Raw genomic sequence first — 25,002 nt, 5'->3', positions numbered from 1 at the left:
GGGGCCATGGGGTTCCGGCCAATCTGTAGCCAGCAGATTCCGCAGTCCCGTGCCGTCAGCCCTGGGAGATGCCCATCCGTGTTCTAGTCGGCGTCAGGGGGTCAAGTCGAGGCTGACCACACCCAACGGCGAGAACGCCGAAACCGCATACCGGCTCTCGGCCCTGGCGAACACCAGGTTCTGGAAAACGAATCGGCGGTGGCGTTTCCGACCATTGGATATCCACGCCGCGGGTATCGGTGTCCAGCGCGACGGCACCCTGGGCCAGAACCAGGCGGCTGGCCGCCAGCCCCTGGCTGATCCGCAACGCCGCCGTAATCTCGGCCGCAACCGCCTCCATGGTGTCTATCGCCCAATCCTCGGTCTCAGAACACCGCGACAACCGTTCTTCCAGCTCATCGACGACCACTCCCGCTACGCGGTCGCGTCCCACGTCGCCTCCAGCGAGACCGCCAAGGACGCAATCACGGTGGTGGACAAGGCCATCGCCGCCCACGGCGTGCCCCAACGCCTCTTGTCCGACAACGGGCTGGCGTTGAACCCTTCGCGGCGCGGCTACATCGGCCGACTCGTCGACCACGTCACGGCCCTGGGCGTCGAGGCGATTACCGGCAAGCCCTACAAGCCGACCACCCAGGGCAAGAACGAACGCTTCCACCAGACCCTGTTCCGCTACCTCGACAAGCAGCCGATCGCCGAGACGCTGGCCGAACTCCAAGCCCAAGTCGACGCCTTCGACCACATCTACAACACCGAACGCCCCCACCAAGGCCTGCCCGGACGCATCACGCCGCTGGCCGCGTGGGAAGCGATCCCCAAAGCGGATCCGCCCCGCCCGAAACTCGACCGGCCGGCCTATCGTGAGCCACTACCCGGCCGCTACCAGTTCCCGCGAGCCCAGCCACCCACCGATCTGCCCACCGACACCCATGTTCGAACGGTAACCACGGCGGGGACAATCGGACTGGACAAGGTCACCTACATGGTCGATGTGCAGCGCGCTTTTCAACAGGTCCTCGTCGTCCGCGCCGCAGAAAAAATCATCGTCACCGACCTGCAAGGCGAAGTCCTCGTCGAGCACACCCGACCCGCACCCGGCATCAGATACGTCGGCAACGGCCGACCCCGCGGCCCCCGCCGCCCCAACCCCGAGAAACCGTCACCAAAGTCCTGACACACCAACCGTCACCGAAGTCCTGATGCAGAACTGTCACCGACGTCCTGAGACATCACACGACGACAAGAGTCTGTCGGCGCCAGGCGACTACAGCGTCTCGTCCAGCTCACCAAGCCGGTCGGTCAGGCGCAGGTTCTCGGAGTAGTCGACGGGGCAGGAGATCAGCGACACCCCGTCGTCGGCCAGCGCGGCCTTCAAGGTCGGCAACAGTTCCGCGGCGCTGGTGATCCGATATCCCTTGGCGCCGAAGCTTTCCGCGTACTTCACGATGTCGGGGTTGCCGAACTTGACGTAGTAGTGCTCGCCGAGCTCGAGATCCATCTTCCACTCGATGAGGCCGTAACCGCCGTCCTCCCAGATCAGCACCACGAGCGGAATCCGCTCGCGCACCGCGGTCTCGATTTCCTGGGAGTTCATCAGGAAGGCGCCGTCGCCGGCAACGGCCAGCACCTTGGAGTCGGGCCGCGCCAGCTTGACGCCGAGGGCGCCCGGTAGCGCAAAGCTCATGGTCGACAGGCCGTTCGAGATCAGGCAGGTGTTCCGCTCGTAGGTCGGGTAGAGCCGGGCCATCCACATCTTGGTGGCGCCGGTGTCGACGAGGACCACGTCGCTGCGGCCCAGCGCCGCGCGGGTGTCGGCGACCACCCGCGCCGGCGCCAACGGGTAGCGCGAATCCTGTTGTCCGCGAGCAAATTCCTCGGCGAGCAGGCCACACCCGGGGACCTCGGCGGCGTGCTCGAAATGATGACCGGCCAGCGCGTCGGTGAGCGCGTTCAGCGAATCGCTGATGTCGCCGATGATCCCGACGTCGACCGAGTAGTGCGCATCGACCTCGGCCGGGAACCGATGGACGTGGATGATCCTCTTGTCGGCCTTCGGGTTGATCCGCACGGGATCGAACTCCTGCAGCTCGTAGCCGACGGCGATGACCGCGTCGGCGTTGTCGAAGCCGAAGTTGACGTAGTCGTGCCGCATGAACCCCAGCGTCCCGATGCTGTTGGGGTGGTCGTCGGGCATCACGCCCTTGCCGTGGAAGGTGTTGGCCACCTGGATGCCGAACTCCTCGGAGAACCGGACCAGGGCCTTGGTCGCGTCGGCGCGCGCGGCGCCGTGCCCGGCCAGCACCACCGGCCGCTTCGCCTTTCGCAGGATCTCCACGGCCCGTTCCACCTGGCGGGGCGCCGGGGCGTCGGGGCGAACGACGTTGCGGGGCAACGGGTTCAGGTCGTAGTCCGTTTCGTCCTCATCGATGTGCTCCGGCACGGCCAGGTAGACCGCGGCCGGGCGCTCGGCCTCGGCGACCTTGAACGCCTTGCGGACCATCTCGGGGATGGCGCGCGGGGTCGGGATGCCCGCGGCCCACCGCGTGATCGGGGCGAACATCGACACCAGGTCGACGTACTGGTGCGACTCCTTGTACTCGCGGTCCTGGCCCACCTGGGCGGAGATCGCCACCATCGGGGTGCTGTTGGTGGTGGCGTCCGCGACGCCGAGTTGCATGTTGATCGCGCCGGGGCCGAGGGTCGCCGACACCACCGCCGCCCGGCCGGTGACACGCCCGTACATCTCCGCCATGAACGACGCCGCCTGCTCGTGCCGGGTGAGCACGTACCGGATGCTCGAGGAGGCCAGCGCCTGCACGAAGCGGATGTTCTCCTCGCCGGGCACCCCGAAGACCACGGAAACGCCCTCGTTCTCCAGGCACTTCACCATCAGCTCCGCGGCTTTACTCATCCCGGCACCTCCCTGAGGGGAACGATAGTGGCAGGCTGGTTGTTGGACCTCTTACCAACTCCGAAGCGAAGGATCTCAGCGTGCCCATCGCCACGATCAACCCGGCTACCGGCGAGACAGTAAAAACCTTCACCCCCGCGACCGACGAGGAAGTCGACGCCGCCATCGCGCGCGCTTACGCCCGGTTCAAGGACTACCGCCATAACACCACCTTTGCCCAGCGCGCGGAGTGGGCAAACGCCACCGCCGATCTTCTCGAGAAGGAAGCCGACGAGGTCGGGGCCATGATGACCCTGGAGATGGGCAAGACCCTGAAGTCGGCCAAGGCCGAAGCGCTCAAGTGCGCCAAGGGTTTTCGCTACTACGCCGAGAACGCCGAGCAACTGCTGGCCGACGAGCCGGCCGACGCAAAGGCGGTGGGCGCGAAGCGGGCCTACACCCGGTGGCAGCCGCTCGGGGTGGTGCTGGCCGTCATGCCGTGGAACTTCCCGCTGTGGCAGGCCGTGCGCTTCGCCGCGCCGGCGCTGATGGCCGGCAACGTCGGTCTCCTCAAGCACGCCTCCAACGTGCCGCAATCGGCGCTGTACCTGGCCGACGTCATCGCCCGCGGCGGCTTCCCCGACGGGTGCTTCCAGACGCTGCTCGTCTCGTCCAGCGCCGTCGAACGCATCCTGCGTGACCCGCGGGTCGCCGCGGCCACCCTGACCGGCAGCGAACCGGCCGGCCAGTCCGTCGCCGCCATCGCCGGCGACGAGATCAAGCCCACCGTGATGGAGCTCGGCGGCAGCGACCCGTTCATCGTGATGCCGTCGGTCGACCTCGACGCGGCGGTCAAGACCGCGGTTACCGCCCGGGTGCAGAACAACGGCCAATCCTGTATCGCCGCGAAGCGGTTCATCGTCCACACCGACATCTACGACGCGTTCGTCGACAAGTTCGTCGAGCGGATGGCGGCCCTGAAGGTCGGCGACCCGACCGACCCGGACACCGACGTGGGCCCGCTGGCCACCGAGTCCGGCCGCGACGAGATCGCCAAGCAGGTCGACGACGCCGTCGGCGCGGGTGCCAAGGTCCGGCTCGGCGGCAAGACCCCCGACCAGCCGGGCTGGTTCTACCCGCCGACGGTGGTCACCGACATCACCAAGGACATGGCCCTTTACACCGAAGAGGTGTTCGGCCCGGTCGCCTCGATGTACCGGGCCGCCGATATCGACGAAGCGATCGAGATTGCCAACGCGACCACCTTTGGGCTGGGGTCCAACGCGTGGACCAACGACGAGGCCGAGCAACAGCGCTTCGTCGAGGACATCGAGGCCGGACAGGTCTTCATCAACGGGATGACGGTGTCCTACCCCGAACTCGGCTTCGGCGGGGTCAAGCGATCCGGCTACGGGCGCGAACTCGCGGGCCTGGGCATCCGCGCCTTCTGCAACGCCAAGACGGTCTGGGTCGGGTAGCCGCCGAAGGCTTCAGGCCGATGCCCCGGCCAGCGCCCTCTCGTCCTCGTCGGCGAAGGTGTCCTCCAACTGCACCGGTGAGTAGTCGAGGTCGATCTCGGCGACGGGGCGACCGCGCGCGCTGTTGATGGTGCCGAACCGCCGCATGCCCTTGTCGGCGGCGTAGCCCATGAACTCCTCCACCGAAAGGCCGAAGGGCATCGGGTCGTACAGCGAGAAGCCCTCTTCGATCAGGCGCAGCCCGAGCGGCATCAGCTCGTTCATGCGCGTTTCGAAGACGTCCCAGTTGGCGTCGTCGGCGGCGACGTGGCGCCGGCAGGTGAACGTGCCCCATGCCATGTGGCGCCGCTCGTCGTCGCCGATGCGCCGGACCAACTCCTGCATGCCGGGCAGGATGCCGCGCTCCAGGCAGATCTTGTGCCAGCCGAAGTACCCGGTCAGCGCCAGCATGCCCTCGACCATGTGGTTGTAGGTGACCGACGCCCGGACCTGTGCCGCGGGTGACGGATCGGTCGACAGGGCATTGAGGCAGGCCGGCAACTCCTCGTAGAAAATCGTTCGGTACGTGGGGATGTCGTCGAGGTACTCGTGCAGGTCGTCGCTGATGCCGACGGCGTCGAGCCACATGCGGAACACCTGCACGTGCTTGGCTTCCTCGAACGCGAACTGGGTCAGGTACATCTCGTCGCCGAGCCGGCCCTCGGCGCGCATCGCGGCCATGAACGGCTGAATATCCTCGGTTACCGCTTCCTCGCCGGCGATGAACTCGGCGCACAGCCTGGTGGCGTAGTGGCGCTCGTCGTCGGTCAGCCGCTCCCAGTCCGCGCGGTCACGGGAGAAGTCGATGTCGGCGGGATTCCAGAACTTCGCGTTGCCGCCGGCAAAGAGCCGCAACGGCAGGCTGTCCCAGTTGAGCCCCCCTTTGACCATCGAGCCCGAATGCGTGCGTGTCATGTGACCTCCTCGGATCGTTTCGGTTCGGGTGTGACGGCCGCGCTCGCCGAGAACGCCGCCGCCAGGACCGCGACCAGCCGGCGCACGGCCAGCCCGGGCTGCTCCGGCGTGGGCTCGTCGAGCCCGAGAACCGGGTCCAGCCCGCGCATGTAGGGCGCCAACGCCAGGTGCGGAAAGATCAAGAGCAGCAACGACAACAGCGCGTCGGTGTCCGAATCGGCGCGCAGGTCACCGCGCCGCTGCGCGTCGCGGACCAGTGGCCGCATCACTTGCAGGTAGTGGCGGTGAATGACGTTCTGCACGCTGACCCGGGCCTCGGTGTCGACTTCGAGAGTGGCCGCGGCGTGCAGCGCGCGCTCATGAGGGTGGTCGGCGAAGTAGGCGACCCACGCGTCGAGCCAGTCGGTCAAAAATTCGAAGAACGGCCGGCTCGGGTTCAGCTCGCGGATGCGGTCCTCCATGTAGGCGCGCACCCGTTGGCTGGCGACGTCGGCGACGTAGGCGTAGAGGTCACGCTTGTCCGCGAAGTACTGGAACAGGCTGCCCTTGGCGACGCCGGCCCGGCGGGCGATGACGTTCAGGCTGCCCCGGGAAAAGCCATGCGCGCCGAACTCGGACTCCGCGGCCTCGATCACCGCCGCGCGGCGGGCGGGGTCCACGCGCGCCCATGTCACCGTCGGCATTTCGGCCTCCTAGCGTCGATGACCACTGGTCATTCTACGGTGAGCTAGCTCACAGTCAAGGGGGGGCGAGCCTTGTCCACCGTGCGGCCAGCCGCACGCTCGGGCAAGAATGTGCGGCCAGCCGCACGCTCGGCGGGGCCGGGGACGTCACGGCCGCATCTGGTACGCGCCGCTGAGCGGCAGGACGTGTTCCTTCCATATCTGGTCGTAGCGCGCGGGGTCGTGCGCCGGGCGGCGGATCATCCGCATCGCGAACCGGGCCTGCGCGTCCGTCGTCGCGGGCTTGTCGCCGAGTTCCACCGCGTAGCCGTTGAAGTCGCGCACCAGCACGGCAAAGATCTCGTCGATCAGGGCCTCGTCGACTCCGGACAGCGGGGCTTCCTCGAGGATGAGCTGCGCGTAGGGAACCGTGGCGAACAGTTGGCCCACCCCGAAGGCGAAGTCAATGTCCTTCTGCTGCACCGCATCCGGTGTGGCGCTGGCCAGCATCTCGGCGAGCACGTCGACCTGCTCGCGCAGCAGCGCGACGTTGGGCAGATGCCGGAACGCGTCGAACGGCGTGCGCCAGTCGTGGAAGCGCACCTTGCCCAGGCCCCCCGTCGGCCCCTGGGCGAACAGGAACGTGTCGTCGACGGCGTCGTCGCGGCGGGAGATCGCGGGCAACTCGGCGCTCGGGGCGAACAGGAAGTTGGGCATGAACTTCGCGAGCAAGCCGATGTTGATGTGGACCGTGCCCTCCAGGCGCGGCAACAGGCCGATCTCGCGGGTGACGGCCTCGAAAAAGGTGTCCTTCTCAACGCCTTTGGCGGCGATGACGTCCCACATGGCGGTGATGACGCGCTCGCCCTCGCTGGTGATCTTCGCCTTGGTGAGCGGGCTGTAGAGCAGGTAGCGGCGGTCGGCCGCCGACGCGCTGCGCATGTAGTCGCAGGCGCGGGTGGCGACCAGCTTCATCGCAACCAGCCGCAGGTAGGCGTCGGTGAGCAGCCGCCGCACGTGGGTGAAGTCGGTGACGACGGTCCCGTACAGGACGCGGTTGGACGCGTGGGTGACCGCCTCGTACATGGCGTGGGTGCACATGCCGATGGCGCCCCAGCCCAGGTTGTACTTGCAGACGTTGACGGTGTTGAGGGCGGCGTGGAAGGCGTCGGGGCCGCGGTGCAACAGGTCGGCGTCGGTGACGGGGTAGTCGCGCAGCGCGTAGTTGGCGACGAAGTTCTGCGAGTTCACCACGTTCTTGATGAGCTCGTAGCGGTCGTGCTGGGAGTCGGCGGCGAAGAACACATACTCGTCCGTCCCGGCGATCTTGCCGAAGGTGGAGACCATGCGCGCCACGTTGGCGTTGCCGATGTAGTACTTCTCGCCGCTGGCGGTCCAGCCGTGCTCGGACGGTGTCAGGATCATGTCGGTCTGGTAGACGTCGGCTCCGTGGGTCCGCTCGGACAGCCCGAACGCGAACACCTCGCCGGCCTCCAACTGGGCGGCGGCCTTGCGCTTGGCGTCCTCGTTGTCGCTCATCCAGATTGGGCCCAGGCCCAGGGCGGTGACCTGGAAGGGATACCAGTAGCTCAGCCCGTAAAAGCCCACGATCTCGGCGAATTCGCTGATCCGGTAGGTGTCCCACCGGCAATCGGCCGCCCCGTATTCCGAGGGTGTGAGCAGCGAGGCGAAGATGCGCTCGCGCCCGATGTGGTCCAGAAAATCGGAGTACCAGACGCGGTTGTGGTCGTCGGACTTCAGCCGCGCCTTGCCGCGGGACTCGAAGAAGTCCACCGTCGCGGCCATGATCTCCCCCGAGCGGCGGTCCGGGTAGCGGCGTTGCAGGTGGTTGGGATTGAGCAACATGGCATTACTCCCGCGGGTCGCGATCAAGACGAGGGTGACGGTACTGCAATGGCGCCGGTGCGGGAACGCACCCGACAAAACGGCCTGTCGTTTTACCGCCGAGTCGACCTAGAGTCAGACGCGTGCCAGAACTCAATACCGCGCGCGGCGCCATCGATACCGCCGACCTCGGCGTGACGCTCATGCACGAGCACGTGTTCATCATGACCACCGAGATCGCCCTGAACTACCCCGAAGCGTGGGGCGACGAGGACCAGCGGGTGGCCGATGCGGTCAACCGGCTCAACGAGCTGAAGTCGCGCGGGGTGGACACCATCGTCGACCTCACAGTGATCGGGCTGGGCCGCTACATCCCGCGCATCGCGCGCGTCGCCGCGGCCACCGAGCTGAATATCGTTGTGGCGACCGGCCTTTACACCTACAACGACGTGCCGTTCCGGTTCCACTACCTGGGTCCGGGCACCGCGATGGACGGTCCGGAGATCATGACCGACATGTTCGTCCGCGACATCGAGGAGGGCATCGCCGACACCGGCATCAAGGCCGGCATCCTCAAATGCGCCACCGACGAGCCCGGCGTGACCCCCGGCGTCGACCGGGTACTGCGCGCGGTCGCCCAGGCCCACAAGCGCACGGGGGTGCCGATCTCCACCCACACGCACGCGGGGACGAAGCGCGGGCTGGAGCAGCAGCGCATCTTCGAAGAGGAGGGTGTGGACCTGAGCCGGGTGGTGATCGGGCATTCCGGCGACAGCACCGACCTCGACTACCTCGAGGAACTGATCGGCAACGGCTCCTATATCGGGATGGACCGGTTCGGCATCGACGTGTACCTGCCGTTCGAGGACCGGGTGAACACGGTGGCGCGGATGTGCGAGCGCGGCCACGCCGACAAGATGGTGCTGTCGCACGACGCCAACTGCTACTTCGACGCGCTGCCCGAGGAGCTGCTGCCGGTGGCCGCGCCCAATTGGCACTACCTGCACATCCACAACGACGTCATCCCCGCCCTCAAGGAGCGCGGCGTCACCGACGAGCAGCTGCACACCATGCTGGTGGACAACCCGCGCCGCATCTTCGAGAGGCAGGGCGCCTACTCGTGACCCAGCCGGTTCCCCCGATCGGCACCCAGATTTCGCAGGCCGCCCGGCTGGCTCCCGACGAGCCCGCCGTCACGTGTGACGGGCGGACCATCACCCGCGGCGAGCTCGACGCCTCGACGAACCGGTTGGCCCGCGCGTACGCCGAGCGCGGCGTCGGCGTCGGCGACTACGTGACGATCGTGCTGCCCAACTCGATCGAGTGGATCCAGGCCGCGGTGGCCTGCTGGAAGCTGGGCGCGGTGCCGCAACCGCTCTCGGCGCGGCTGCCGGACGCCGAGCTGCAGGGCCTGCTCGAGCTGCGGCCGCCCGCGCTGCTGGTGGGCCGCGACAGCACCGAAATACCAAGCGTGCCAGCCGGTTTCGTCCCCGACGCGGCGCTGGCCGACGCCGCGCTGCCGGAGGCCGTTTCGCCGGTGTGGAAGGCGATGGGCTCCGGCGGCAGCACCGGGCGGCCCAAGCTCATCGAGTCCGGCGGCGACAGCCGGATCCCGGCCGCCGTCGGCTACCCGCTCGGCGCGCAGGAGGGCGACACCACCCTGGTGCCGATCCCGTTGTCCCACAACACCGGCTTCACCACCGCCACGATCGCCTTGCTGATGCGCCACCACCTGGTGCTGATGAGCCGGTTCGAACCGCAGGGATTCCTGCGGCTGATCACCGACCATCGGGTCACCTTTTTGACCACGGTGCCGACGATCATGCAGCGGGCGCTGCCGGTCTACCTCGCCGACCCGGGCGCTTACGACCTGTCGTCGCTGCGGCGGTTCTGGCACATGGGGGCGCCCTGCCCGCCGGCCATCAAGCAGGCCTGGATCGACCTGCTGGGCCCGGAAGTCGTCTGGGAACTGTACGGCGGCACCGAATTACAGGCGCTCACGTTCATCAGCGGCGGCCAGTGGCTGACCCATCGCGGCTCGGTCGGCGTCGTGGTGGCCGGCGAGATGAAGGTGCTCGACGACGACGGCAACCCGTGCCCGCCCGGCGTGGTGGGCGAGATCTACATGCGCCCCGCGCCCGGCAGCGCGCCGACCTACCGCTACGTCGGCGTCACGCCGAAGTCCCAGGACGGCTGGGACTCGCTGGGCGATCTGGGCTACTTCGACGACGACGGGTTCCTGTACCTGTCGGATCGCCGGGTCGACATGTTCACCGTCGGGGGCCGCAACGTCTACCCCGCCGAGATCGAGAACGCGCTGTCGGCCCACCCCGAGGTGCTGTCCTGCCTCGTCGTCGGCGTGCCGCACGACGACTTGGGCCAGGTGCCGTACGCCCTGGTGCACGCGGCCGACGGGTCCGCGCTGGACGCCGACGGCGTGAAAGATTTTCTGCGCGAACGCATCTCGTCGTACAAGGTGCCTTATACGGTCGAGTTCGTCGGCGCTCCCCTGCGCGACGACGCCGGCAAGGCGCGCCGGTCGGCGGTGCGCGCCGAGGTCATCGCGCGCCTGCAGGCCGCCGAGCCCGCCTGACGGCTCCAAGAATCTTCCAAGCGCTGCGCCCCACCATGGGTGCGTCGATGACCGTTGTCCGGGAGAGGGGCCATGCAGATCGAGCCGTTGAGCACGGAGCTGATCGAACGTTATCTGCGATCGCGTCAGCTGCGGTTTTTCCGCAGCAGTGACGGCGAGGAATTCATGATGCTGTTGTCGAGCCACGAGCGCGGCAAGCTGCACGTGAACCTGCGGATCAACGGACTGCGGCGCGACGTTTTGGAGATCTCGATCAGCCCGGCCGTGTATTACCTTGCGACCGAACGCCCGCGCCTGATGGAACTGGTCAACGACTGGAATCGCGACACCCACTGGCCCAAGGCGTTTGTGCGCGAGACCGCCCAGCCGACCCGGCTGGCCATCGTCGCCGAGAACGCTTACCTGCTGACCGACGGCATCCACCTCGAGGCGCTGGGCAACTTCGTCCGATCCACCGTCGACTACGGGACCGACCTGTTCGACAAGATCGAGCGGGCCCTCTGCCTGCCGTCCGCCGATGCGCTGGAACAGTGGATGGATCGCTGAGTCAGGGGGCGATCGCGTCGGCCTCGGCGTCGGTGACCTGAGGCGCCGGCTCGTGGCGTTTCTCCCAGCGGCGCAAGGCTTCCCGGCACGGGGATTCGACCAGCGCGTAGCTGACGGCGGCGATCGCCCAACCGAAGATCAGGGTCAACGCCAGCACCGAGGGCATCCGGCCGGTGAACGGGAACGTCCCGAGCACCGGGAACACCATCGCCAGCGCGGCCAGGTGCCAGATGAACAGGCCGTAGGACCAGCGGCCCAACGTCACCATGGCCGTGCTGCCCAGCACCCGGTGCGGCGTGTCGACCCGGTCCAGCACCAACGGCGCGACCAACGCGAACGCCACCACGGAGCCCGCCGCCGTCTTCACCGCGAACTGCGCGGCGGTTCCGGGCACCAGGCCCTCGGGGCCGGCCAGCGGCGAGGCCGCCAGCAGGTAGGCCAGCAGCGCGACGACGGCCATCACGATCCGGTGCCGCGCAAACCGGTGCGGCACACCGATTCCGCTGTGCACCCATTCCGCCAGCAGCATGCCCGCGGCGAACCAGGAGAAGAAGGCCGGCGGCCAGTTCAGCGGATTGGTGCCGGCGCCGGGCTGGATGGGCACCCAGCCCCACGCCCAGCTGAGGGCCGCCAGCGCGGCGATCGCGGGCACCCGCGCGCCGACCGGGAGGCGGCGGGCCAGCAACGCCAGGACGGGCAGCGCCAGATAGAAGCTGACCTCGACGGAAAGGCTCCACATCTGCGTCAGGCCACCGGTCAGCGTGAGCGGCACGTAGATCTGGGTGAGCGTCAGGTTGGCCAGCCACACCGTCGGGCTGGCGTGATCCGCGTCGGGCAGCAGGGTCAGGATCACCACGACCGCCACGAGATACGCCGGCATGATGCGGACGGCCCGCGAGCGCAAGTAGTGGCCGGTGCGTGGCGGCGCCAATCCCCGCGCCGCCGCCGCGTGCCCGCGCCACAACAGGAACCCGGACAACGCGAAGAACACCGCGACGGCGAGGTCGAAGCGGCCGAACAGCCGGCCGGCGGCGCCGCTGGAGTGCCCCGTCTGGAACGCGACGTGCGTGACGACGACGCCCATGGCCGCGCAGGCGCGCATCCCCTCCACGGCGGGCAGGAAGCTGCGGACTCCGCCCACCTGTTGGCCGTCCGTCACGCCCACAAGTGTGCCCGTCGGTTGTCGTCCGACGAATCGGGTACGTAAGCCGGGGCCTTAAATTCTGCTGTTAGGGTCGAACGGGTTTGCCACGCTGACTGGGGCCAGCACGGACCACGAGGATCCACTAGGAGGAGCAGCGCGCATGAACCGCGCAGTCATGTTGCGTTTTGCCGCATGCGCGATCATCGGACTCGGGGCTGCGCTGCTGATCGCGGCGCTGCTGCTCTCGACGTACACCAGCAGCAGGATCGCCAAGATCCCGCTGAACATCGACGCCACGTTGATCAGCGACGGCAACGGGACCGCGCTCGACGCCGCGTCGCTGTCCACCGACCACCTCGTGGTCAACCAGAACGTGCCGCTGGCATCCCAGCAGCAGGTCAGCGTCGAATCCCCCGCCAACGCCGACGTCGTCACCCTGCAGGTCGGCACCTCGGTCCGGCGCACCGACAAGCAAAAGGACAGCGGCCTGCTGCTGGCCATCGTCGACACGGTCACCCTCAACCGCAAGACCGCGATGGCCGTCTCCGACGACACCCACCCCGGCGGCTCCGTGCAAAAGCCGCGCACCGTCAACGACGAGAGCCCGCCCACCGCGATGCCGCTCCGCCACGAGGGGCTGTCCTACCGGTTCCCGTTCCACACCGAGAAGAAGACGTATCCCTATTTCGATCCGATCGCGCAGAAGCCGTTCGACGTCAACTACGACAGCCAGGAAGACGTCAACGGGCTGACCACCTACAAGTTCACCCAGAACGTCGGCTACAACGCCGAGGGCAAGCTGGTGGCCCCGGTGGCCTACCCGACGCTCTACGCCGACCAGACGACGGACTCCAAGTTCACCGCCCCGGCGTCGATGTGGGGCGTCCAGGGCGGCGATCCCGCCGAGCAGATCACCATGACCCGCTTCTACGCGGCGCAGCGGACCTTCTGGGTGGACCCGGTGTCGGGGACCATCGTCAAGCAGACCGAGCACGCCAACCACTACTTCGCCCGTGACCCGCTCAAGCCGGAGCTGACGCTGGCCGATTACAAGGTCACCTCGAACGAGGACACCATCGAAGCCCAGGTCAACACGGCCCGCGACGAGCGGGACCGGCTGGCGCTGTGGTCGCGGGTGCTGCCCATCACGTTCACCGCGGTGGGGCTGATCGCGCTGATCGGCGGCGGCGTTCTGGCCTCCTTCAGCCTGCGGACCGAGAGCGCGCTGACCGACCCGGGCCTTGACCGGTCCGACGAGGAACTCTTCGGCCGCGGCCCGGAAGAACCCGTGCCCGGCGCCGAGGCCGAGACCGAGAAGCTGCCCACCCAGCGCCCCGCCGGGGGCGAGAATCCGGGCCCCGCCGCGGACGCACCGACGCCGGGCTCGGACGAGCCGCCCGAGCCGGGGCCACCCGACGCGGGACCGCCGGAGTCGCCGGGTCCCCCCGAACGGGCCTAGTTCCCCGACGTGCGCTGGACCCGGCCGGGGTACGCGCTGTTGCTGGCGCTCCTGGTGGCCGCGCCGCTGCTGGCGCCCGGGTACCTGCTGTTGCGCGACGCGGTGTCGACGCCCTGGTCGTATGTGTCCGACACCGCCCTGGGGTTGACGGCGGCGCCGCGGGCGACGCCACAGGATTTCGCGGTGGCGCTGGCCTCGCATCTGGTCGACGGCGGCGTCGTGGTCAAGGCGCTGCTGGTGGCGGGCCTGTGGCTAGCCGGGTGGGGCGCGGCGCGGCTGGCCGCGACCGTGCTGCCCGACGCGGGGGCGCCGGGCGAGTTCGTCGCCGCCACGCTGGCGATCTGGAATCCCTATGTCGCCGAACGGCTTCTGCAGGGCCACTGGAGCCTGCTGGTCGCGTACGGCTGCCTGCCGTGGGTGGCGACGGCGATGCTGCGGCTGCGGGCGGCTGGCGGCTGGTCTGCCTGGTTCGGCCTGGCGTTCTGGATGGCGCTGGCCGGGCTGACCCCGACGGGCCTGTTGCTGGCCGCGGCGGTGGCGCTGGTCTGCGTCGCGTGCCCTGGCGCGGGCCGGCCGCGCTGGCTGTGCTGCGCGGCGGCCTCGGGTGCCGCGCTGGTGGCGGCGGCGCCCTGGCTGACGGCGGCCGCGCTCGGCTCGTCGCTGAAGGCGCACTCCGCGGCGAACGCGCTCGGGGTGAACGCGTTCGCGCCGCGGGCCGAGCCCGGCCTGGGCACGCTGGCCAGCCTGGCCAGCCTCGGCGGGATCTGGAACGGCGAGGCCGTACCGGCCTCGCGGACAACGCTTTTCGCGCTTTCGTCCGCCGTGGTGCTGCTGGCGGTGGTGGCGGCCGGGTTGCCGGTGGTGGCGCGACGGCGCGCGGCGGTGCCGGTGCTGGCGCTGGCGGCGCTGTCCGTGCTGGCGCCGGCCGTGTTGGCGACGGGCCCGGGTCTGCACGCGTTGCGGGCGCTGGTGGACGCCGCGCCCGCGTTCGGGGTGCTGCGCGACGGGCAGAAGTGGGTGGCGCTGGCGGTGCCGGGCTACGCGCTGGCGGGCGCGGGCGCCGTGGTGACGCTGCGGCGGTGGTTGCGGCCGTCGGTGACGGCGTTGATGTGTTGCCTCGCGCTGATCCTGGTGCTGCCGGACCTGGCGTGGGGCGTGTGGGGCGCGGTCGCGCCGGTGCGCTACCCGCGGGGGTGGGCCGCGGTGGCGACGGCGATCAACGCCGATCCCCGGACGGTGGCGGTGCTGCCCGCGGGCACCATGCGGCGCTTCTCGTGGTCCGGGCCGGCGCCGGTGCTCGACCCGCTGCCCCGCTGGCTGCGCGCCGACGTGTTGAGCACCGGCGACCTGGCCATCTCGGGCGTCGTCATCCCCGGGGAGGGCGACCACGCCCGCGCCGTGCAGGACCTGCTGCTCTCGGGGCCCGACCCGGCCGCGTTGGCGACGGCCGGCGTCGGCTGGCTGGTCGTCGAATCGGACAGCGCCGGCGACATGGGCGCCGCGTCGCGCACCCTGGACGCGCTGACGCCGGTCTACCGCGACGACGAGTTCGCCCTGTACCGGATCGGCGGCGACACCGCCCGGGTCTCCCCCGGCCGGCGCACCGCGACGCTGGTGGCACACCTGGCGTGGCTGGCGATGCTGGCCGGGGGCGCGGTGGGCGCGGCGCTGGGCGCGCTTAGACGACGCCGCTGACGTACTCGCCGGCCCGGACGGCCCGGAGCACGACGGCGATCGCGTCGGCGCTTTGCGTCCAGGAGAATTCGCCGCTGCGGGCCTGCGCCTTGGCGCCCAGTTGGTCGCGCAGCACCGGGTCGCAGAGCAGCCGTTCGAGGCTGTCCACCAGCTCCTCGTGGCTGTCCACCAGGAGCCCGGTCACCCCGTCGACGATCGAGTCGGACAGCCCACCCGAGGAGCGGTAGCCGACGGTGGGCACCGCGTGCTGCGCCGCCTCGACGACCGCCAGGCCCCACCCCTCCTTGCGCGACGGCAGCACGTGCACCCAGGAGCTCTGCAGGACATGGTGTTTGGTCACGTCGTCGACGTGGCCGTGGAACGTCACCGCGCCGGACATGCCGAGGCGGCCGACGTGGTCGACGAGCCGCCGCCGCCACCAGCCGTCGCCGACGATGTCCAGGTGCAGCCCCGGTATGCGGGGCCGCAGCGCCGCGACGGCTTCGAGCGCGTCTTCGATGCGCTTGTGCGGCACCAGCCGCGACAGCACCACCACCCTCGGCGCGGCCGAGCGCGGGCCGCACAGCGATTGCGCCGGGGCCTCGTCGAGGCCGTTGCGCACCACGGCGATCCGCTCGTTGTCCACGCCGAGCGCGACCAGGTCGCGGGCCGACGGCAGCGACACCGTCACGTACTGATTGCGCCGGTTCAGCCGGGGCGACAGCCTCGACTCGACGAACCAGCCGATCCGGCCGAGCACCGGCCCGGCCACCGGCCACTGCTCGCGATGGCAGTGGTGCACCAGCACCACCACCCGCCGGCCGTACACCAGCCGGGCGAGGAAGGGCAGGCCGTTCTGGGTGTCGACGACCGCGTCGGGGCGCACGCGCCGCAGCGGTCCGAGGCCGATGCGCGCCGCGGCCATCGCCAGCAACGCCCACACGTAGACGGAGTACCGGCCGCCGGCCCGGTCGATCCGCACGCCGTCGACCACTTCGCGGCGCGGCGCGCCCGGATAGCGGGCGGTGCGCAGCGTGACGGCGATCCCCGACGCGGCCAGCTGCGCGCCGACGCGCTGCAAATAGGCTTCGCTGCCGCCGCCCTGCGGGTGCCCGGTGTCGCGCCAGCACAGCAGCAGGACGGAACGGAGAGCAGACATTACTGGTCAGCGTAGCGTGGCCCGCCCCTGCGCCGATTCCGGTCGCATCCGTCACAGTGGCCTCTGCCGGCCGGGGGCACCCGTTGCGCAGCGATGGATGTGACGACAGTGGTCGGAATCCTTCGACCGGCGCCCCAGCAAAATTCCCGCTTTGCAGTCGGATCCACTGGTGGGATCGTTTCGGGATGAGCATCGGCAATGAATCGGGTGCGTCGCGCAGGTTTGTGGCCAATCCCCCGTTTTGGGGCTCGAAGATGGCCTCGATAACAACGCCGGCATGGCAGAAAAGCCCCGGCAAGTCTTACCTGATCATGGTTGTCGGGATCCTCGCGTTTACCGCCGTCCTCGGCGGCCTGTACATGGCGGCGCAGGCGTGGGCCATGCAGGGGCCGGGCGGTTCACGGGATCTCGCGCGGCTCATGGACATGGTCGTCCGATACGGCTTTGTCGTCCTGCTCATCGGCGGCGTCGGCGGCTGGTACTGGTGGTCGCAACGGTCGGGCCACGGGAAGATCTTCATCGACGTCACGCGCGATGCCCTGACGGTCAGCAAGCGGCCCGGCGACGTTTATCCGTTCGCCGACGCGCAGCTGGGCGTGTGGGGGATATCGGGCGGCATGACGATGGGCACGACGCTGCATCTGCACTGTGGGGGACGGCGATTCATCCTCGGCGGGCGGGATTATCGCGTTGCCGCCGGAACACGACTCGAAGCGCCCGACGCCGGCTACGGCCTGCCGCTGGACATCGACGCCTGGGTGTCGGACTCGGACTTCGGTGAGATCCTCGCCATGTCCGGTCGCCAGGCTGCTCAGGCCGGGTCGGGTGCGAACTCACCGGCAGGACCGGTTCGTTGCCTCCTCTTCCCCAGCCCGTTGGCGATCCAGCAGATGGGGCCGTTCGCCGTCCGGCGGAAACAACAACTCCTGAACTCGGCCAACCACCCTCGCCTGGCCATCGACGTCGACGCGGATTCGATCCGGGTGGTCGACCCGAACACCAATGCGCTGCACGCCTCCGTGCAGGTGGCGCAGGTGACGGCGACGCCGGAGACCTACCAATTCCGATACGGCGGTCTGGGGTTCGGATCGGCCGACCAGATATTGGGCAGCATGTTCGAGCGGGGCATGGCCTCGTCGCTGTCCACGACGCCCGTCCTGGTCCTCGGCGTCCCCGGTGCGCCGCCGCTGACCATCGGCTGCCGCGACACCATCGGGGGCCTGGACATGCGGTTTTCGTGGCCGCGCGACGTGCGTCAACGCGTGAACGAGCCGCCCGAGTTTTCGGTCTCGGGCGGGGATTTCCTGCTGCTCGTCGAGAAATTCGGCTTGGCTCCCTATCTGCAACGGCACGACCAGCAGGTCTAGCCGGCCCCGCCGTAGGGTTGGCCGGTGGCCGTCACCGACCTCTTGGCGCGGCGGGCAACCCTGTCCCGCTCGCTGCGTCTGCTGTCGGAGTTCCGCCACGAGCGGTCCGACCCCGCCCGGTTCTATCGCGCCCTGGCCGCCGATACCGCGGCGATGATCACCGAACTCTGGACCGGGACCCACGGCGAGCCCCCGGCCGGCCGCACGCTGCTCGACGTCGGCGGCGGCCCGGGCTACTTCGCGGCGGCATTCGCCGACGCCGGCGTCCGCTACATCGGTGTGGAACCCGACCCGGGCGAGATGCACGCGGCCGGACCGGCTTTGGCTTCGGCGACCGGCTCGTTCGTGCGGGCGTCGGGCATGGCGCTGCCCTTCGCCGACGACTCCGTCGACATCTGCCTTTCCTCCAACGTCGCCGAACACGTGCCGCGGCCCTGGCAGCTGGGCGCCGAGATGCTGCGGGTGACCAAGCCGGGCGGGCTGGCCGTGCTGTCGTACACCGTGTGGCTGGGCCCGTTCGGCGGCCACGAGACGGGCCTGTGGCACTACCTCGGCGGCGCCCGGGCAGCCGCCCGCTACGCCCGCAAGCACGGTCATCCGGCCAAAAACAACTACGGGTCGTCGTTGTTCGCGGTGTCGGCCGCCGACGGCCTGAGCTGGGCCGCCAGCACCGGCGCCGCGGTGGCCGCATTTCCGCGCTACCACCCGCGATGGGCGTGGCGGCTGACGTCGGTGCCGGTGCTGCGCGAGTTCCTGGTCAGCAATCTCGTGCTGGTGCTCGCACCCCACTAATGAAACATGTTCTCGTTTTGCGTCGGCTTGGGTAGGGTGGCGGCCATGCCCGCTGCGACGATGCAGAGCGGAGCGATGAGGAGGAGCCGCGGAATATGCCCGACGTGAAGACCGAATACGACAAACTTTTCATCGGCGGCAAGTGGACGGAGCCGTCGACCTCAGAAGTCATCGAGGTGCACTGTCCGGCCACCGGTGAGTACGTCGGGAAGGTGCCGCACGCGGCGGCGGCCGACGTCGACGCGGCGGTCGCCGCGGCCCGCGCCGCGTTCGACAACGGCCCGTGGCCGACGACGCCCCCGAAGGAGCGCGCGGCCGTCATCGCGAAGGCGAACCAGCTGCTCGAAGAACGCAAGGACCAGTTCGCCAAGCTGCTCGCCGACGAGACGGGTCAGCCGCCGATGACCATCGAGACGATGCACTGGATGGGCACGATGGGGGCGATGAACTTCTTCGCCGGCCCCGCCGTCGACCAGGTCAAGTGGCGCGAGATCCGCAACGGCTCCTACGGGCAGACGATCGTGCACCGTGAACCCATCGGCGTGGTGGGCGCGATCGTGGCGTGGAACGTCCCGCTGTTCCTGGCGGTCAACAAGCTGGGCCCGGCGCTGCTGGCCGGCTGCACCGTCGTGCTCAAGCCCGCCGCCGAAACACCTTTGACCGCAAACGCTTTGGCCGAGGTGTTCGCCGACGCCGGCCTGCCCGAGGGGGTTCTGTCGGTGGTGCCCGGCGGCATCGAGACGGGCCAGGCGCTCACGTCCAACCGCGACGTCGACCTGTTCACCTTCACCGGCAGCTCGGGGGTCGGCAAGGAGATCGGCCGGCGCGCCGCGGAAATGCTCAAGCCGTGCACCCTCGAGCTCGGCGGGAAGTCGGCGGCCATCGTCCTCGAGGACGTCGACCTGGCCGCCGCGGTCCCGATGATGGTGTTCTCCGGGATCATGAACACCGGGCAGGCCTGCGTCGGTCAGACCCGCATCCTGGCGCCGCGCTCGCGCTACGACGAGATCGTCGACGCGGTAAGCACTTTCGTGCAGTCGCTGCCGGTGGGGCCACCGTCGGACCCGGGCGCCCAGATCGGGTCGCTGATCTCGGAGAAGCAGCGCGCCCGCGTCGAGGGCTACATCGCCAAGGGCATCGAGGAGGGCGCCCGGCTGGTGTGCGGGGGCGGCCGCCCCGAGGGCCTCGACAACGGATTCTTCGTGCAGCCAACGGTTTTCGCGGACGTCGACAACAAGATGACGATCGCCCAGGAGGAGATCTTCGGGCCGGTGCTGGCCATCATCCCCTACGACACCGAGGAGGACGCGATCAAGATCGCCAACGACTCGGAGTACGGCCTGGCCGGCAGCGTGTGGACCACCAACGTGCCGCGGGGCATCGAGATCTCGGAGAAGATCCGCACGGGCACGTACGCGATCAACTGGTACGCCTTCGACCCGTGCTGCCCGTTCGGCGGCTACAAGAACTCCGGCATCGGTCGCGAGAACGGCCCGGAGGGCGTCGAGCACTTCACCCAGCAGAAGAGCGTGCTGATGCCGATGGGTTACACCGTCGACGCGTAAAGCCCTTGCGCCGAGCGTGAACTCACGGCGAGAATTCCGCCGTTTTTTCGCCGTGACTTCACGTTCGGCGGTGGCTACTCGTTCGCGGGTTCGGCTGGGGGCCTTTGTAATTGGCCGTCGGCGATGATTTGCTCGGTGGCGTGCCGCCACCGCTCGATTTGGGTTGGGCTGGTTAGCGGTTCGGGCAGGTGCCGGCTCAGTTGCGTGCGCAGGATGAACATGCCCAGCACCAGTACCAGGGGGTTGAGCGTCATCCAGGTCGGGTCGAGGCCGGGCTTGGCCAGGCCTTGGGCTTGGAGCTGCTCCCAGTGCCCGCCGGCGACCGTCACCAGGGTGTCGAAGACGCGCGTCCCCGTCGGAGTGGCGTCGACGAGCGCGCGACACAGATAGTCGACGAGGTCGGCGTGGTCGACGAGTAGCGAGGTCACCCGGTCGGCGATGTCGGCGACGGGGTCGTCGGCCGGCGCGGCCGCCGGGGTGGTCAGCGAGGCCGTCAGCACGGTCGTCACGTGGTCGTCGACGGCCTGGATGAGGTTGGCTTTGGTGGTGAAGTGATGCTGGACCAGCCCGAGTGAAACGCCCGCGGCCGCGGCGATCGTGCGCAGCGAGGTGGCTTCGGTGCCGCGGGCGGCAAACGTCTTCAGGGCGGCGTTGAGGATCCGCTCCACGCGTGACGGCTCGCCCGCGTTCTCGGGGACGCCGACCGTCGGCTCGCTGGGCATCTTCTCAGCGTAGACACGCCTGCCCCGGCGGTTTCGCGACGCGCTCGGGCCCGCGCTACCGCCCCGAGAACCGCGCCTGCCGTCGCTCGATGAACGACTGCACGCCCTCGGCGGCGTCCGCGCTGGCGAACAGCGCGGCCACCGCGGGCCGCAGCCGCTCGACGGCGGCCGCCTCACCTTCGGCGCGCGCAAGGTGCGCCGACGCCAGCGTGGCGCGCACCCCCAGCGGCGCGGCCCGCTCGGCGATGGTGCGCGCGATCTCGCGCCCGCGGGCCAGTGCCGCGGCCGCGTCGTCGGCAACCTCCTGGACCAGCCCGATGCGGTGCGCCTCGGCGGCGTCGAACTCGTCGCCTGTCAGCAACCAGCGCATCGCGTTGCCCCACCCGGCGTCGCGGGGCAGCCGGATCGTCGCTCCCCCAAAGGGATAGATGCCGCGCTGCACCTCGAGCTGGGTGAACCGGATCCCTTCCGCCGCGACCCGGATGTCGGCGGCCAGCAGCAACTCGATGCCCAGCGTCATGCACCAGCCGTGCGCGACGGCGACGACCGGCGTGGTCCAGGCGCCGTCGAGCCGCCAGGGGTCGCGGCCGTCGTCGGGAAACGCCAACTCCCCCGCCGCGATGCCGGGCCCGACGTCGACCAGATCCAGCCCGGCGGTGAAGTGGTCGCCGTGCGCGAACAGCACCCCGGCCCATAGCGAGTCGTCGGATTCCAGCACACCGTAGGCGCGCGACAGGTCCGCCAGCATCGCCCGGTCGAATGCGTTGCGCTTCTCCGGCCGGTTCAGGCCGATCAGCAGGACGTGCCCGTCGCGCTCGAGGGACACGGTGTCGAGGTTCGGTAGTGCCATCGGCCCAGTGAAGCGCAGCGCTAAGGATTATGCAATAGAACATAGAATCGGGCCCATGGCGTTGACGCTGGCCAGAGGCGCCGAAAACAACGATTTCCACGTTTACCGAGCTGTTTAATTTACTTAGGGAATAAAAGTTGCTTACTCGACCGATGTCTTATATGCTTCTCAGCATAATCTAGGGCCGCACTCAGGCCGGGAGAAAACAATGTGGATCATCGAAGTCAACGTCGCCGGCTACCAGTTCACGCGCGAGATGCCCGACTTCAAGCGGCGGACGTTCCGGTTCAGCCCGCGTAACATGCACTGGCCGGTGCCGCGGCACTCGCACGCTGCATGACGCTTGCCATGGGAGGTACGACAGTGCCGACTACGACCGACGCCAAGGCGGAATCCACGCCGACCAAACGCTGCGACACCCGCAAGAAGATGCTGCTCAGCGCCGCCCAGGTGATGCGCGAGCGTGGCGCCGCCGGGGTGACCATCGATGAGGTGCTGGCCCGCAGCGGCGCACCACGCGGCTCGGTGTACTACCACTTTCCCGACGGGCGCAATCAGATCCTGACCGAGGCGCTGCAGTTCTCCGGCGACTCCATCACCGCGATGATCGACGACGCCGCGGGCTGGGGCGCCAGGGCCCTGCTGCGCGAGTTCGTCGAATTCTGGGAGCGGCTCCTCTCCGAGGGCGACTTCAGCGCCGGCTGCCCCGTGGTCGCCGCGGCGATCGGCTCGGACGACGGCGACCCCAAGCTGTCCGCCGAGGCCGGCGCCATCCTGGGACGCTGGTGCACCGCGTTGACGCGGGCGTTCGTCAACGACGGCTTCGACGACGCCGACGCTTCGTCCCTGGCGGTGATGTCGATCTCGGCCCTGGAAGGTGCCGTCGTGCTGTCCCGCTCGACGCGCAGCACCGACCCCCTGCACCAGGTGGGCGAGCAGCTCGAATTCCTCATCAAGGCACGGGAGTTCGTCATCCGCAACAAGATCGCCGAGTAGGGCGCCGGCTTCGCCGGCCATAACGCGACATTTGCTGTCCGCACCACGTAGCATCTGGTTGCTAACTACACGGCTCCACCAATACCCGCGCCGGACGGCGCCCTGTCGGAGCGCTCGTCGGGAGGTATTCGATGTCGTTTGTGTTCGCCGCGCCGGACGTGGTATCAGCCGCCGCAACGGATTTGGCGAGCATCGGTTCCACGCTTAGCCAGGCCAACTCGGCCGCGGCGGCCCAGACCACCGAGCTGGCCGCGGCCGGCGCCGACGAGGTGTCGGCGGCGGTGGCGGAATTCTTTGCTGCTCACGGCCGGGGCTATCAGACGCTCAGCGCACAGGTGACGGCGTTTCACGACCAATTCGTCCAGGCGCTGAACGCGGGAGCGGGCGCCTATGCCGGCGCGGAGGCGGCCAACGCCGCCGCTGCGGCCAACCCCTGGCAGGTTCTGCAGCAGGACCTGCTCAATGCGATCAACACGCCCACCGAGCTGCTGATGGGCCGCCCGCTGATCGGCAACGGCGCCAATGGGGCGGCGGGTACCGGGCAGAACGGCGGCGCAGGCGGGCTGCTGTTGGGTAACGGCGGTAACGGCGGGTCCGGCAAACCCGCGACCGGCTTTGGTCCGGGCGGCCCCGGCGGCAACGGCGGTCCCGCCGGGTTGTTCGGCAATGGCGGCGCCGGCGGCGCGGGCGGGCCCGCCGTCGGCTTCCAGTCCGCCGGGCCAGGCGGCGCCGGCGGCAGCGGGGGCCTGTTGATGGGCAACGGCGGACCCGGCGGCACGGGCGGATACGCCCTCGCCTCGACCCTCGGCGGCGCCGGCGGTAAAGGTGGCGACGCCGTCGGATTGTTCGGCAGCGGAGGCGCCGGCGGCGCGGGTGGTTCCGGTCAGGTCAACGACGCGGCGAACGCCATAGCCGGTGCCGGCGGCCAGGGCGGTCATGGCGGGCTTCTGCACGGCGACGGCGGCCGTGGCGGCGACGCCGGAGTCGCCACCCGCGGCAACAGTGGTGGCAATGGCGGGGCAGGCGGAATGTTCAGCGGCAACGGCGGCGCCGGCGGTAACGGGACCGAAGGCAATCCCTCGTTGGGCGCGGGCTCCTACGCCGGCGGCAACGGCGGCTCGGCCGGGATGATCGGCAATGGCGGCGCCGGCGGCGCCGGCGGTTCCGCCACCATGACAACCGCGTTTGCGGATGGTGGTATCGGCGGCAACGGCGGCACCGGCGGCAGTCTGTTCGGCCATGGCGGTCACGGCGGCGCGGGCGGACAATCCGCGTACGGCAATGGTGGAGTCGGCGGTGCGGGCGGCAATGCGATCGGGCTTTACGGCCATGGTGGGGACGGCGGGGACGGCGGCCAAGGGCTCGGCAGAGGCGGTTTCGGCGGCCGCGGCGGCAACGCGGGCATTACCGGAGGCGGCGGTCGGGGTGGCGACGCCGGGTTCGGCACCACCCTCCCCGGAGCAGTCGGTGGCAACGGCGGCGACGCCCAGTTGATCGGCAACGGCGGCGCTGGCGGAACTGGGCAGCTTGCCATCAACGGCGGGATCGGCGGCGGCGGGGGGCTCCTGCTGGGTGTGCCCGGCGCCGACGGGTGAGAAGCGCCATAGCCCAATGAAATCGCCCCTGTGCACTTGACGGGCACGCTACGATTCTGCCCAGTCGACGGGGGCGTTGCCGGAGGTAAGGAATGTCTTTCGTGTTCGCCGTCCCCGACGTGGTTTCAACGGCCGCCACGGATTTGGCGGGTATCGGATCCACACTCCATCAGGCCAACTCGGCCGCGGCGGCCCAGACGACCCAGATGCTGGCGGCCGCGGACGACGAGGTATCGGCGGCGGTGGCCGCGTTCTTCGGCGCGCATGCCCTGGACTACCAGGCCGTCAGCGCCCAGGCGGCAACCTTCCATGAGCAATTCGTCCAGGCTTTGAACGCCGGCGCGGGCGCCTACGCCAGCGCCGAAGCGGCCAACGCCGCGGCCACGGCCAACCCGTGGCAGGTCGTGCAGCAAGACCTCCTCAACGCGATCAACACACCCACCCAACTCCTGCTGGGGCGCCCGCTGATCGGCAACGGCACCGACGGCCTGCCGGGGACCGGCCAGAACGGCGGCGACGGTGGCATCCTCTGGGGCAACGGCGGCAACGGCGGATCCGGCGCGGCCGCAACCGCGACCTCGAACGGAGGAAAGGGCGGAAACGGCGGGGCCGCCGGGTTGTTCGGCCACGGCGGCGCCGGCGGGACCGGCGGCAACGGCGCGGCCGGCGCCAGGCGGCAACGGCGGGAACGACGACGGCACCAACGACGCC

General features: G+C 69.5%; 19 protein-coding genes and 5 pseudogenes. 15 read left to right on the top strand and 9 right to left on the bottom strand.

The window, feature by feature from the left end; genetic code table 11:
• Positions 1-259 precede the first annotated feature (259 nt).
• Positions 260-385, bottom strand: a pseudogene (locus A9X00_RS31750) (DUF222 domain-containing protein); the annotation flags it as partial.
• Positions 386-388: 3 nt separating this feature from the next.
• Between A9X00_RS31750 and A9X00_RS08395 the strand changes: the two are divergent.
• Positions 389-1,174: pseudogene (locus tag A9X00_RS08395) on the top strand (integrase core domain-containing protein); the annotation flags it as partial.
• Positions 1,175-1,264: 90 nt separating this feature from the next.
• On the opposite strand, the gene A9X00_RS08390 reads toward A9X00_RS08395, so the two are convergent.
• On the bottom strand, positions 1,265-2,911 hold the full coding sequence (locus A9X00_RS08390; protein WP_067151798.1) for an acetolactate synthase large subunit: 1,647 nt from the start codon (positions 2,909-2,911) through the stop codon (positions 1,265-1,267).
• A gap of 80 nt (positions 2,912-2,991) precedes the next feature.
• Between A9X00_RS08390 and A9X00_RS08385 the strand changes: the two genes are divergently transcribed.
• On the top strand, positions 2,992-4,368 hold the full coding sequence (locus tag A9X00_RS08385; protein ID WP_067151795.1) for an NADP-dependent succinic semialdehyde dehydrogenase: 1,377 nt from the start codon (positions 2,992-2,994) through the stop codon (positions 4,366-4,368).
• 12 nt (positions 4,369-4,380) lie between these two features.
• Here A9X00_RS08385 and A9X00_RS08380 read toward each other — a convergent pair whose 3' ends face one another.
• From A9X00_RS08380 to A9X00_RS08370, 3 genes are all read right to left on the bottom strand, one after another.
• Positions 4,381-5,322, bottom strand: coding sequence for a R2-like ligand-binding oxidase (locus A9X00_RS08380; protein ID WP_067151792.1), 942 nt, complete (start codon positions 5,320-5,322; stop codon positions 4,381-4,383).
• Positions 5,319-6,005, bottom strand: coding sequence for a TetR/AcrR family transcriptional regulator (locus A9X00_RS08375; protein WP_067151789.1), 687 nt, complete (start codon positions 6,003-6,005; stop codon positions 5,319-5,321). Before A9X00_RS08375 ends, A9X00_RS08380 begins: the two co-directional genes overlap by 4 nt.
• Before the next feature lie 147 nt (positions 6,006-6,152).
• Complete coding sequence (locus tag A9X00_RS08370) at positions 6,153-7,850, bottom strand: acyl-CoA dehydrogenase family protein (RefSeq protein ID WP_067151786.1); 1,698 nt, start codon at positions 7,848-7,850, stop codon at positions 6,153-6,155.
• 122 nt (positions 7,851-7,972) lie between these two features.
• On the opposite strand from A9X00_RS08370, the gene A9X00_RS08365 reads away from it, so the two are divergent.
• The 3 genes from A9X00_RS08365 to A9X00_RS08355 all read left to right on the top strand — a co-directional run bounded on the left by A9X00_RS08365 (position 7,973) and on the right by A9X00_RS08355 (position 10,968).
• A complete protein-coding gene (locus tag A9X00_RS08365; RefSeq protein ID WP_067151783.1) occupies positions 7,973-8,953 on the top strand; it encodes a phosphotriesterase in 981 nt (326 codons plus the stop codon).
• Positions 8,950-10,422 carry an AMP-binding protein gene (locus A9X00_RS08360; protein ID WP_067151780.1) on the top strand — a complete coding sequence of 491 codons (1,473 nt, stop codon included), beginning with the start codon at positions 8,950-8,952 and terminating at the stop codon, positions 10,420-10,422. The genes A9X00_RS08365 and A9X00_RS08360 overlap by 4 nt, the downstream gene beginning before the upstream one ends.
• Before the next feature lie 72 nt (positions 10,423-10,494).
• Positions 10,495-10,968: a YbjN domain-containing protein gene (locus tag A9X00_RS08355; protein ID WP_067151777.1), complete on the top strand. Its 474-nt coding sequence runs from the start codon at positions 10,495-10,497 to the stop codon at positions 10,966-10,968.
• Position 10,969: 1 nt separating this feature from the next.
• Here A9X00_RS08355 and A9X00_RS08350 read toward each other — a convergent pair.
• Positions 10,970-12,164: pseudogene (locus tag A9X00_RS08350) on the bottom strand (acyltransferase family protein).
• 108 nt (positions 12,165-12,272) lie between these two features.
• Between A9X00_RS08350 and A9X00_RS08345 the strand changes: the two are divergent.
• Positions 12,273-13,571: a DUF3068 domain-containing protein gene (locus A9X00_RS08345; protein ID WP_067151771.1), complete on the top strand. Its 1,299-nt coding sequence runs from the start codon at positions 12,273-12,275 to the stop codon at positions 13,569-13,571.
• 9 nt (positions 13,572-13,580) lie between these two features.
• Positions 13,581-15,266 (top strand): hypothetical protein, encoded by a 1,686-nt coding sequence (locus A9X00_RS08340; RefSeq protein WP_067151768.1) that lies wholly within the window; start codon positions 13,581-13,583, stop codon positions 15,264-15,266.
• Here A9X00_RS08340 and A9X00_RS08335 read toward each other — a convergent pair.
• Positions 15,250-16,404 carry a glycosyltransferase family 4 protein gene (locus A9X00_RS08335; protein ID WP_067151765.1) on the bottom strand — a complete coding sequence of 385 codons (1,155 nt, stop codon included), beginning with the start codon at positions 16,402-16,404 and terminating at the stop codon, positions 15,250-15,252. The genes A9X00_RS08340 and A9X00_RS08335 overlap by 17 nt on opposite strands.
• A 185-nt stretch (positions 16,405-16,589) precedes the next feature.
• Here A9X00_RS08335 and A9X00_RS08330 point away from each other — a divergent pair, with 185 nt between their 5' ends.
• The 3 genes from A9X00_RS08330 (at position 16,590) to A9X00_RS08320 (ending at position 20,128) form a co-directional block, all read left to right on the top strand.
• Complete coding sequence (locus tag A9X00_RS08330) at positions 16,590-17,771, top strand: hypothetical protein (protein WP_067151762.1); 1,182 nt, start codon at positions 16,590-16,592, stop codon at positions 17,769-17,771.
• A gap of 24 nt (positions 17,772-17,795) precedes the next feature.
• The gene (locus A9X00_RS08325) at positions 17,796-18,563 is read left to right on the top strand and encodes a class I SAM-dependent methyltransferase (protein WP_067151759.1); all 768 of its coding nucleotides are present in this window, start codon (positions 17,796-17,798) and stop codon (positions 18,561-18,563) included.
• A gap of 95 nt (positions 18,564-18,658) precedes the next feature.
• Positions 18,659-20,128, top strand: a complete 1,470-nt coding sequence (locus A9X00_RS08320; RefSeq protein ID WP_067151756.1) for an aldehyde dehydrogenase — start codon at positions 18,659-18,661, stop codon at positions 20,126-20,128.
• A 74-nt stretch (positions 20,129-20,202) separates the two neighbouring features.
• Here the strand turns inward: A9X00_RS08320 and A9X00_RS08315 are convergent, their stop codons facing one another.
• Together A9X00_RS08315 and A9X00_RS08310 are read right to left on the bottom strand one after the other, a co-directional pair.
• Positions 20,203-20,850: a TetR/AcrR family transcriptional regulator gene (locus tag A9X00_RS08315; protein ID WP_067151753.1), complete on the bottom strand. Its 648-nt coding sequence runs from the start codon at positions 20,848-20,850 to the stop codon at positions 20,203-20,205.
• A 55-nt stretch (positions 20,851-20,905) separates the two neighbouring features.
• Complete coding sequence (locus A9X00_RS08310; RefSeq protein ID WP_067151750.1) at positions 20,906-21,700, bottom strand: crotonase/enoyl-CoA hydratase family protein; 795 nt, start codon at positions 21,698-21,700, stop codon at positions 20,906-20,908.
• Between the two features lie 208 nt (positions 21,701-21,908).
• On the opposite strand from A9X00_RS08310, the gene A9X00_RS32325 reads away from it, so the two are divergent.
• The 5 genes and pseudogenes from A9X00_RS32325 to A9X00_RS31740 all read left to right on the top strand — a co-directional run.
• Positions 21,909-22,040, top strand: coding sequence for a hypothetical protein (locus A9X00_RS32325; RefSeq protein WP_255342532.1), 132 nt, complete (start codon positions 21,909-21,911; stop codon positions 22,038-22,040).
• Positions 22,041-22,129: 89 nt separating this feature from the next.
• A complete protein-coding gene (locus A9X00_RS08305) occupies positions 22,130-22,696 on the top strand; it encodes a TetR/AcrR family transcriptional regulator (RefSeq protein WP_067151858.1) in 567 nt (188 codons plus the stop codon).
• Between the two features lie 131 nt (positions 22,697-22,827).
• Positions 22,828-24,291, top strand: a complete 1,464-nt coding sequence (locus tag A9X00_RS08300) for a PE family protein (protein ID WP_067151745.1) — start codon at positions 22,828-22,830, stop codon at positions 24,289-24,291.
• 92 nt (positions 24,292-24,383) lie between these two features.
• Positions 24,384-24,605 (top strand): annotated as a pseudogene (locus A9X00_RS31745) (PE family protein); the annotation flags it as partial.
• Positions 24,606-24,719: 114 nt separating this feature from the next.
• Positions 24,720-25,002, top strand: a pseudogene (locus A9X00_RS31740) (PGRS repeat-containing protein); the annotation flags it as partial.

The sequence above is a fragment of the Mycobacterium sp. 1245805.9 genome (assembly GCF_001672915.1).
GTDB lineage: Bacteria > Actinomycetota > Actinomycetes > Mycobacteriales > Mycobacteriaceae > Mycobacterium.
Note: the sequence above shows the minus strand (reverse complement) of the source record. Positions and strands in the feature narration are given on the sequence as shown.

Excerpts from the sequence above, each read along its gene's own strand:
- A9X00_RS08315 (WP_067151753.1), bottom strand. The coding sequence starts at position 20,850 with ATGCCCAGCGAGCCGACGGTCGGCGTCCCCGAGAACGCGGGCGAGCCG.
- A9X00_RS08320 (WP_067151756.1), top strand. The coding sequence starts at position 18,659 with ATGCCCGACGTGAAGACCGAATACGACAAACTTTTCATCGGCGGCAAG.
- A9X00_RS08375 (WP_067151789.1), bottom strand. The coding sequence starts at position 6,005 with ATGCCGACGGTGACATGGGCGCGCGTGGACCCCGCCCGCCGCGCGGCG.
- A9X00_RS32325 (WP_255342532.1), top strand. The coding sequence starts at position 21,909 with ATGTGGATCATCGAAGTCAACGTCGCCGGCTACCAGTTCACGCGCGAG.
- A9X00_RS08300 (WP_067151745.1), top strand. The coding sequence starts at position 22,828 with ATGTCGTTTGTGTTCGCCGCGCCGGACGTGGTATCAGCCGCCGCAACG.
- A9X00_RS08310 (WP_067151750.1), bottom strand. The coding sequence starts at position 21,700 with ATGGCACTACCGAACCTCGACACCGTGTCCCTCGAGCGCGACGGGCAC.
- A9X00_RS08345 (WP_067151771.1), top strand. The coding sequence starts at position 12,273 with ATGAACCGCGCAGTCATGTTGCGTTTTGCCGCATGCGCGATCATCGGA.
- A9X00_RS08335 (WP_067151765.1), bottom strand. The coding sequence starts at position 16,404 with ATGTCTGCTCTCCGTTCCGTCCTGCTGCTGTGCTGGCGCGACACCGGG.
- A9X00_RS08370 (WP_067151786.1), bottom strand. The coding sequence starts at position 7,850 with ATGTTGCTCAATCCCAACCACCTGCAACGCCGCTACCCGGACCGCCGC.
- A9X00_RS08330 (WP_067151762.1), top strand. The coding sequence starts at position 16,590 with ATGAGCATCGGCAATGAATCGGGTGCGTCGCGCAGGTTTGTGGCCAAT.
- A9X00_RS08305 (WP_067151858.1), top strand. The coding sequence starts at position 22,130 with ATGCTGCTCAGCGCCGCCCAGGTGATGCGCGAGCGTGGCGCCGCCGGG.
- A9X00_RS08390 (WP_067151798.1), bottom strand. The coding sequence starts at position 2,911 with ATGAGTAAAGCCGCGGAGCTGATGGTGAAGTGCCTGGAGAACGAGGGC.
- A9X00_RS08355 (WP_067151777.1), top strand. The coding sequence starts at position 10,495 with ATGCAGATCGAGCCGTTGAGCACGGAGCTGATCGAACGTTATCTGCGA.
- A9X00_RS08380 (WP_067151792.1), bottom strand. The coding sequence starts at position 5,322 with ATGACACGCACGCATTCGGGCTCGATGGTCAAAGGGGGGCTCAACTGG.